This is a genomic window from Streptomyces nanshensis, assembly GCF_001751255.1.
GTDB lineage: Bacteria > Actinomycetota > Actinomycetes > Streptomycetales > Streptomycetaceae > Streptomyces > Streptomyces nanshensis_A.
This window is the reverse complement of the sequence record NZ_LJGW01000392.1, coordinates 1-8,235: the sequence shown is the minus strand read 5'-3', so window position 1 is coordinate 8,235 and position 8,235 is coordinate 1. Positions and strand designations below refer to the sequence as shown.

Below are 8,235 nucleotides of genomic sequence, written 5' to 3'. Positions count from 1 at the left end.
GGCCCGGACCGGACGACTGCCCCGACGCGGAGGGCCGTTGGGCCGCGGTGCGCGGCGTCGGCGAGGACGGCGCCGTACTCGTCCGTCCGGACAACCACGTCGCCTGGCGCACCGCGCACGGCGGCGCGGACGCGGAGGCCGCGCTCGGCTCGGCGCTGCGCCGCGTCCTCGGCCGCTCCGACGACACCACGACGACCACCGGGAGGTGACCGTGTCCGCCACTCCGCTTCCGCAAGGGCACCGGGACGGGCGCGCCGACGACGGCCAACGCCTCGTACGCGACTTCCTGGCCCGCATGGGCCCCACGCCGCAGGACGTCAGATCCGCCGTCGAGGAGTTCCTGACCGACGACTGCGAGTGGCAGAACCCCGGCTCGCCGGTCTGCCGCGGCACGCGCGAGATCCTGCGGCTGATGCCGCCCGACTTCGCCCGGCTCGACGTCAGATTCCTGCACATGGCCACCAGCGGCCGGACGGTGCTGGCCGAGCGGGTGGAGGACATGCTCCGCGCGGACGGCTCCCCCATCGCGAAGAACCTGAAGGTCATGGCCGCCTTCGAGATACGGGACGGGCGGATCTGCTCGTGGCGCGACTACTTCGACATCACCAACCTCATCTCCGACGCAGGGGACTGACGGAGGCGGACTCATGACGGATGTGCAGACGAACGTACGCAACGGCGCGCGGACCGGCGTACGGGCGGACACGGGGACGGACACCCGGACAGGCAGCAGGACAGGCAGCAGGACGGGAACCGGCACCCGGGCCGAAGTGAAGGGCCTGCGCGCGGAGTTGCTGGAGCGCGTGCACGCCATCGGGCCGGTGCTCGCGGACGGGGTCGCCGAGGGCGAGCGGACGCGCCGGCTGCCGGACGCCTCCGTACGGGCCGTCGACGAGTCACAGGTGAGCCGGGTGTGGACCCCGAAGGCGTACGGCGGTCTGGAGGCCGACGTGGCGACCCTGAGCGAGGTCACCAAGGCGCTGTCCCACTACTGCCCGTCCACTTCCTGGGTGGTGAACAACATCAACGGGTCGAACCTGCTGGCGACACGGTTCCCGTCCGGCACCCAGGACGAGGTGTTCGGGGACAACCCGGGCGCCAAACTCGCCTCGGTCTTCGCGGCGTTCGGCGACGCGGAGCCCGTCGAGGGCGGCTGTCTGCTCACCGGAAGGTGGCCCTACTCCACGGGCATCCTGCACGACGACTGGGCGATCCTCGGCGCCAAGGAGCCGGTGCCCGAGGGCGAGCCGCCGACGATGGTGTCGGTTCTGGTGCCGGTCGCCGAGCTGGAGGTCGAGGACACCTGGCACACGGTCGGCATGCGCGCCACCGGCAGTCAGACGGCCGTCGCCGAGCGGCACTTCGTCCCCGCGCACCGCATCCTCCCCGTCGAGGAGCAGCTCGGCCGGGGCAACACCACCGACGTGTCGCTGCCCGCGCTGCTGCGCACCCCCGCCGTGGCGGCGATGGCGGTCATCTGCGCGTCGGTGGTCGTGGGCGCCGGGCAGGCGGCGCTCGCCTGCGTGGTCGAGGGGGCGCCGGGACGCGGCATCGCGCCCACCACATACCGCACGAGGCCGGAGTCGCAGACGTTCGTCTCCTCGCTCGGTCGTACGGCGCTGTCCGTGGACGCGGCCGAGATGCACGTCGCCCGCGCCGCGGACGTCCTGGACGAGGCCGCCGCGGCGGCGGTGGCCCTGCCGGAGAGCGAACTGCTGCGGATACGCGGCGATGTGGGCCAGTCCGTCGACCTGGTGACCAAGGCGCTCGACGACCTGCTGTGGGCACACGGCGCGGCCTCCTTCGCCGAGTCCTGTCCACTGCAGCAGTACTGGCGGGACGCCAACACCGCCGCCCGGCACGCGATGCTCAACGTCCACGTCGGCCACGAGCTGTACGGGGGCTCCTTCTTCGGGCTCGACTGCATCGTGCCCAGCCTCTGACCGGCCGGGCCGAACCACGCCCCACACCCACGAGGACCCTCATGGACTGGCTGCCGCCGTTTCTCCTCCCCATGTCGCAGACCGCACCGGTCGCACAGGGCGCGGCCGACGTCCCGGCGGCGCTGTTCTGGGCGCTGGCGGGGCCGACCGGGCTCGGCTGGACGCTCACCTACGTCCTGGCGATCCGGCAGGCCGTACGGGACGGACGGGTGGGCATCCCCGCCTACATGATCGCGGTGAACTTCGCCTGGGAGTTCAGCCTGACGTTCCTGCTCGAACAGACGCCGTCCCAGCGGCAGATGAACGTCCTTTGGGTGCTCTTCAACTCGGTGCTGCTGTACCAGGCGTTCCGCTACGGGCGCCGCGACCATCCCGGGCTCTCCCCGCGGGCCTTCCGCTGGTCGCTGTGCGGGGTGCTGGTGTGGGCGTCCGTGACGGTGACGGCGGGCGCCAACGAGTTCCACGACATGGACGGCATGTACACCGGCATGATCATCCAAGTGCCGCTGAGCGCCGCGTTCCTGCTGATGCTGCGGCGGCGCGGATCCAGCGCCGGGCAGTCGATGTACATCGCCGTCGCGAAGTTCACCGGGTCCGTCTTCGCCGGCCTGACGGCGTTCGTCGTCCACCCGTCCCATCTGCTGCTGAAGGTGCTGGTGGCGACCTATGTCGCCCTGGACGTCGCGTACATGGTGCGGCTGCGCCGCACGATGCGGGCGGAGGGACGTCCGCTGTGGTCCCGGTACGCGCGGCCGGCGGAGCAGGTCACCGCGGCGGGCGGACCGGACGGCGCCGGCGGCGCCCGCTCCGGTGGGACGGGCGCCGCCGACGCGAACGGTACGAGCGGCACAAGCGGTACGAGCGGTACGAGCGGCACGAGCGGCACGAGCGGCACGAACGACGGGCGTACGACGGTCAGATGACGCCCGCCCGCAGCGCATAGGCCACGGCGTGCGGCCGGTTGCGCAGGTTGAGCCTGCGGGTGACGCCGAAGATGACCCGCTTCACGGCCCGTTCCGACAGACAGAGCTTGCTCGCGATCTCCGCGGTGTCCAGGCCCTCGGCCATCAGCCGCAGCACGCCGATCTCCCGCGGGGTGAGCCCCGAGATGTGCAGCCCGTGCGGGGAGAGCACCTCACGCTGCATCCGCTCGATCTGCCGCAGCAGTTCGCCGAGCATGTTCGAGGGGAGCTGGCCGCCGCCCGACGCGGCGATCCGCACCGCCTCCTCGATGCGGTCGCTGGTGGCCGCGGCCCGCGGCAGCACCGCCACGACGTTGCACTCCACCGCGGTGAACAGCTCGGCTCTGTCGATCTCGCCCGGTATCAGGACCATGGAGGCGCCGAACGTCTCCTTGATTCTGCGCAGCAGCGAGATCACCTCCACTGACATCCGCTCGGCGACGACCACGGCCACGTCCACGGAAGTTCTGTGCTCGCGTGTGACGATCTCTATGTCGGCGCTGGATTCGAGAGGTTCGCTGACGGCCGTGTGCGTCAGCGGATCCGGCGCACACACCAGCGCCCGCACGGTTTTCGTCGTCTGTTCTCCACTCACAGCGCACTCTCCGGAGTCACTGCGGATTTTCCGGGATGTCCGCCCTTGCCGGGGGACATTGCGCGCCGTAACGCGAGAGGACAGGAATTCACATTCCGTTCACGCAGGCGAGATCGTGTGTTTCGCGGACAGTCGGGCCGGCCCGTTCTCGGATGACCGCGGGGGCTGCGACCAGGAGTTGCAGACTTCTCCCGCACGGAAGTCAGATGGTGCATTTGGGGCTTTAAGCTGCGTCTCAAGAACACGTTCGAACTCCTCACGTGGTCCATGAAGGCTCGTTCCCCGGCCGGAAAGCCGACCGAATGAACCATACGGCGAGAGGAGTTCGCACAACCGCGCTGCCGGCGCTGTCGTCGTTCGGGTAAGGGGAATCCCTCATTCACCCCGTGACGACGGACGGGGAGCCCTCGGTCCCCGGTTCCAGATCTTCCGCGATCTTCATTGCTTCGTCGATGAGAGTCTCGACGATCTTCGATTCCGGCACGGTCTTGATGACCTCTCCCTTGACGAAGATCTGGCCCTTTCCGTTGCCGGAGGCCACCCCGAGATCCGCCTCACGCGCCTCGCCCGGCCCGTTGACCACACAGCCCATGACCGCCACCCGCAGCGGCACCTCCATGCCCTCCAGCCCGGCGGTGACCTCGTCCGCGAGCTTGTAGACGTCCACTTGGGCCCGTCCGCAGGAGGGGCAGGAGACGATCTCCAGCTTGCGCGGCCGCAGCCCCAGCGACTGCAGGATCTGCCCGCCCACCTTGGCCTCCTCGGCCGGCGGCGCGGAGAGCGAGACGCGGATGGTGTCGCCGATGCCCTGCCGCAGCAGGGCGCCGAACGCCACCGCCGACTTCACCGTCCCCTGGAAGGCCGGGCCCGCCTCGGTCACCCCCAGGTGCAGCGGGTAGTCGCAGCTCTCGGCGAGGAGTTCGTACGCGCGGATCATCACGACGGGGTCGTTGTGCTTGACCGAGATCTTGAGGTCGTGGAAGTCGTGCTCGGCGAAGAGCGACGCCTCCCACAGCGCGGACTCCGCGAGCGCCTCCGGGGTGGCCTTCCCGTGCTTCTGCAGCAGCCGCTTGTCGAGCGATCCGGCGTTGACGCCGATACGGACGGGTGTGCCGTGCTCCTTCGCGGCCTGCGCGATCTCCCCCACCTTGTCGTCGAACTTCTTGATGTTCCCCGGGTTCACGCGGACCGCGGCGCAGCCCGCCTCGATGGCGGCGAAGACGTACTTGGGCTGGAAGTGGATGTCGGCGATGACGGGGATCTGGGACTTGCGGGCGATCGCGGGCAAGGCCTCCGCGTCGTCGCCGGTCGGGCAGGCGACGCGGACGATGTCGCAGCCGGAGGCGGTCAGTTCGGCGATCTGCTGGAGGGTGGAGTTGACGTCGGACGTCACGGTCGTGGTCATCGACTGCACCGAGATCGGGTGGTCGCTGCCGACCCCGACCGGACCCACCATGAGCTGGCGGGTCTTGCGGCGTTCGGCGAGCGCAGCGGGCTCGGCGGCGGAGGGCGGAGCGGGCATTCCGAGCGCGACCTTGGTCACCGGGGTGTCCTTTCCCACGCGATTGCCGGAGACGGTGCCGGGGCGCCGAGCCGTTCGCGGGCGACGCCGGCGAGGGACTCGGCGGTCAGACCGTGCCCGGCGAGGATGTCCGGGCGCTTGCCGTGGGCGAGGAACTCCCCCGGCAGACCCGCCACATGGACCGGTGTCGTCGTACCGGCGTCCGCGCAGGCCGTCGCCAGCGCGGACCCCGCACCGCCGGCACGCACCCCGTCCTCGGCGCAGACCACCAGCCGGTGGCGGGAGGCGAGATGGACCAGCGTGGGGTTGACCGGCAGCAGCCAGCGCGGGTCGACGACGGTCACGCCGAAGCCCTCCTCGGCGAGCAACTCCGCGGCGCCGACGGCCGGTTGGGCGAGCACGCCCGTGGAGACCAGCAGCACCTCCAGCGGCCTGGACTTGGTGCGGTGCAGGATGTCGAGACCGTCCATGCGCCGCAGCGCCGGCACGTCCGCGCCCGTACCGCCCTTCGGGAAGCGCAGCGCACTCGGCCCGTCCCGCAACTCCACGGCCTCCGCGAGCAGTTCGGCGAGCCGGGCGGCGTCGCGCGGGGCGCCGACGCGCATGCCGGGCACGGTGTTCAGCAGGGAGACGTCCCACATGCCGTGGTGGCTGGCCCCGTCCGGCCCGGTGACACCGGCACGGTCCAGTACGAAGGTCACCGGCAGCCGGTGCAGGGCCACGTCCATCATGATCTGGTCGACGGCGCGGTTGAGGAACGTGGCGTACAGACAGACCACCGGGTGCAGCCCGCCCATCGCGAGCCCGGCGGCGCTGGTGGTCGCGTGCTGCTCGGCGATGCCGACGTCGAAGACCCGCTCCGGGTGGCGCCCGGCGAACTCGGCGAGGCCGACGGGCTGAAGCATCGCCGCGGTGAGCGCCACGACGTCGGGACGCCGCTCCGCGATCTTCGTCAGCTCCGTGCCGAACACCCGTGTCCAGGACGGCGATCCGCTCGCCGCGCCGCGGCCCGTCGCCGGGTCGATGACGCCGATGCCGTGCATGCGGTCGGCCTCGTCCCTCTCGGCCGGTGCGTAGCCGCGGCCCTTCTCGGTGACGCAGTGCACGACGACCGGCCCGTTGCTCCGCACCGCCTCCCGCAGGGCCTCCTCGACGGCGGCCACGTCGTGTCCGTCCACCGGCCCGAGATAGTCGAAGCCCATGATCCGGAAGAGGTTGCCGCCCTCGTCGTCCCCGGAGCGCAGCGCGGCGAGATGCTCCGCGAGGCTCCCGGCCGTGGGCGCGTACGAGCGGCCGTTGTCGTTGAGCACGACCACCGCACGGCGTCCGCCGCGGCCCAGGTTGTTCATCGCCTCCCAGGCCATGCCGCCGGTCAACGCGCCGTCGCCGATCACGGCGACCACGGTGCGGTGCTCCTCGCCGCGCAACTGCTGGGCCTTGGCGAGCCCGTCGGCGTACGACAGCGCGGTGGAGGCGTGCGAGTTCTCGACGTGGTCGTGCTCGGACTCCTCACGCGCCGGGTAGCCGGAGAGTCCGCCGGCCGAGCGCAGCGAGCCGAAGCCGCTCTGCCTGCCGGTCAGCATCTTGTGTACGTAGGACTGGTGGCCGGTGTCGAAGACGATCCGGTCGGAGGGCGAGTCGAAGACGCGGTGCAGTGCGAGGGTCAGCTCGACCACGCCCAGGTTCGGGCCCAGATGACCGCCGGTGGCGGCCACCTGCTCGATGAGGAACTCCCGTATGTCGCCCGCCAGTTCGGGAAGGCGGCCGGGAGGCAGCTCCTTCAGCGCCTGCGGACCGGTGATCCGGCCCAGTTCGGTGAGTGCCATGGAGTGCCCCGCCCTTCAGCTCTGCCCGCCGGACGTCCGGGATCCCGCCGTGCCGCGCAGCGCGGAGGGGAGTTCGAAGTGCATGGTCTCGTCGGTGATTCTGCGCTCCTCGACCTCGACGGGGCCCAGTTCGCCGAGCGCGGCGACCACCTCGTCGACCAGCGCGGGCGGTGCGGACGCCCCGGCCGTCAGACCGACGGTGCGGACGCCCTCCAGCCACTCCGTACGGATCTCCGCGGCCCGGTCGATCAGCTTGGCCGGGGTGCCCTGGCGCTGTGAAAGCTCCACCAGACGCACGGAGTTGGAGGAGTTCGCCGAGCCGACGACGAGGACGAGGTCGGACTCCGCGACGACCGCGTCCAGCGCGAGCTGCCGGTTCGTGGTGGCGTAGCAGATGTCCTCCGAGGGCGGCTCGTGCAGCAGCGGGAACCGCTCGCGCAGGGCGCCGAGCACCTCGGTGGTCTCGTCGACGGCGAGCGTGGTCTGCGTGAGATAGGAGACCCGCTCCGCGTCCTCCGGCGTCAGCCGCCGTACGTCCTCCGCGGTCTCGACCAGCACCATCGACTCCGGCGCCTCGCCGAGTGTGCCCTCGACCTCCTCGTGCCCGGCGTGCCCGACGAAGACCACCGTGTCGCCGCGGTCGGCGAACCGGCGGGCCTTGGCGTGCACTTTGGAGACCAGCGGGCAGGTGCCGTCGAGCACGTCGAGGCCCCGCCGCGCGGCCTCCTCGCGTACGGCCGGGGAGACGCCGTGCGCGGAGAAGACCACGGTGGCACCGTCGGGCACCTCGTCCAGCTCCTCGACGAAGACCGCGCCGCGTGCGGCGAGATCCTCGACGACGGAGATGTTGTGGACGATCTGCTTGCGGACGTAGACCGGGGCTCCGTGTGCCTGCAGAGCTCTCTCGACGATCTCGATGGCCCGTTCCACCCCGGCGCAGAAGGAACGGGGACCGGCCAGCAGGATGCGACGCGTGCCACCGCGGTCGGGATGTTTGTCCGAGCTCACGTCATCCATGTCCCGGACGGTAGGCAGCAGTCGAGGGTGTCCTCAACGGCGGATTCCGCTTTCTGGAACGGCGGATGGCGCGGCGCCTGCCGCCGCGTGCGGGCCCCGCCGTGCGCCCGGCTGTCTCAAAGGGCCAATCTCCAGACCCCAAGGGCCAGCGGCTACGGGCGATGTTGAGCCGGCCCACCGGCTCCGGTAGCCATGAACCGGTTGTGCACGTCAGCGACGGGAGCATCAGCGTGGACGCCGAACGGAATTCTCGGGCGCGCGCCGCGGCCACGACCGCGGTCCGCGAAGCGGACGGGAGCGCAGCCGCGGACGGAAACGGGACGGGCGGAAACGCGGGGGACGGCGGCGGGGCGGACGGCGGCGGGGCGGA

At 71.2% G+C, this 8,235-nt stretch carries 8 protein-coding genes; 4 read left to right on the top strand and 4 right to left on the bottom strand.

The window, feature by feature from the left end:
* From AN218_RS36195 to AN218_RS24425, 4 genes are all read left to right on the top strand, one after another.
* On the top strand, nucleotides 1-209 hold a 209-nt coding region (locus AN218_RS36195; RefSeq protein WP_476755972.1), incomplete at its 5' end, for an aromatic-ring hydroxylase C-terminal domain-containing protein.
* 2 nt (nucleotides 210-211) lie between these two features.
* Nucleotides 212-634 (top strand): limonene-1,2-epoxide hydrolase family protein, encoded by a 423-nt coding sequence (locus AN218_RS24435; protein ID WP_244900662.1) that lies wholly within the window; start codon nucleotides 212-214, stop codon nucleotides 632-634.
* A gap of 13 nt (nucleotides 635-647) precedes the next feature.
* Nucleotides 648-1,943: an acyl-CoA dehydrogenase family protein gene (locus AN218_RS24430; protein WP_079132538.1), complete on the top strand. Its 1,296-nt coding sequence runs from the start codon at nucleotides 648-650 to the stop codon at nucleotides 1,941-1,943.
* Nucleotides 1,944-1,984: 41 nt separating this feature from the next.
* Entirely contained in the window at nucleotides 1,985-2,866 is an 882-nt protein-coding gene (locus tag AN218_RS24425; protein WP_216311800.1) for a transmembrane-type terpene cyclase, read from the top strand.
* On the opposite strand, the gene AN218_RS24420 is transcribed toward AN218_RS24425, so the two are convergent.
* The 4 genes from AN218_RS24420 to AN218_RS24405 form a co-directional block, all read right to left on the bottom strand.
* A complete protein-coding gene (locus tag AN218_RS24420) occupies nucleotides 2,859-3,500 on the bottom strand; it encodes a helix-turn-helix transcriptional regulator (protein WP_070019091.1) in 642 nt (213 codons plus the stop codon). The genes AN218_RS24425 and AN218_RS24420 overlap by 8 nt on opposite strands.
* Before the next feature lie 379 nt (nucleotides 3,501-3,879).
* A complete protein-coding gene (gene ispG / locus AN218_RS24415) occupies nucleotides 3,880-5,043 on the bottom strand; it encodes a flavodoxin-dependent (E)-4-hydroxy-3-methylbut-2-enyl-diphosphate synthase (protein ID WP_244900660.1) in 1,164 nt (387 codons plus the stop codon).
* Complete coding sequence (locus AN218_RS24410) at nucleotides 5,040-6,848, bottom strand: 1-deoxy-D-xylulose-5-phosphate synthase (RefSeq protein WP_070019090.1); 1,809 nt, start codon at nucleotides 6,846-6,848, stop codon at nucleotides 5,040-5,042. The genes ispG and AN218_RS24410 overlap by 4 nt, the downstream gene beginning before the upstream one ends.
* Before the next feature lie 15 nt (nucleotides 6,849-6,863).
* Complete coding sequence (locus tag AN218_RS24405; protein WP_070019089.1) at nucleotides 6,864-7,865, bottom strand: 4-hydroxy-3-methylbut-2-enyl diphosphate reductase; 1,002 nt, start codon at nucleotides 7,863-7,865, stop codon at nucleotides 6,864-6,866.
* Between the last annotated feature and the right edge of the window lie 370 nt (nucleotides 7,866-8,235).

Excerpts from the sequence above, each read along its gene's own strand:
- AN218_RS24405 (WP_070019089.1), bottom strand. The coding sequence starts at position 7,865 with ATGGATGACGTGAGCTCGGACAAACATCCCGACCGCGGTGGCACGCGT.
- AN218_RS24425 (WP_216311800.1), top strand. The coding sequence starts at position 1,985 with ATGGACTGGCTGCCGCCGTTTCTCCTCCCCATGTCGCAGACCGCACCG.
- AN218_RS24410 (WP_070019090.1), bottom strand. The coding sequence starts at position 6,848 with ATGGCACTCACCGAACTGGGCCGGATCACCGGTCCGCAGGCGCTGAAG.
- AN218_RS24430 (WP_079132538.1), top strand. The coding sequence starts at position 648 with ATGACGGATGTGCAGACGAACGTACGCAACGGCGCGCGGACCGGCGTA.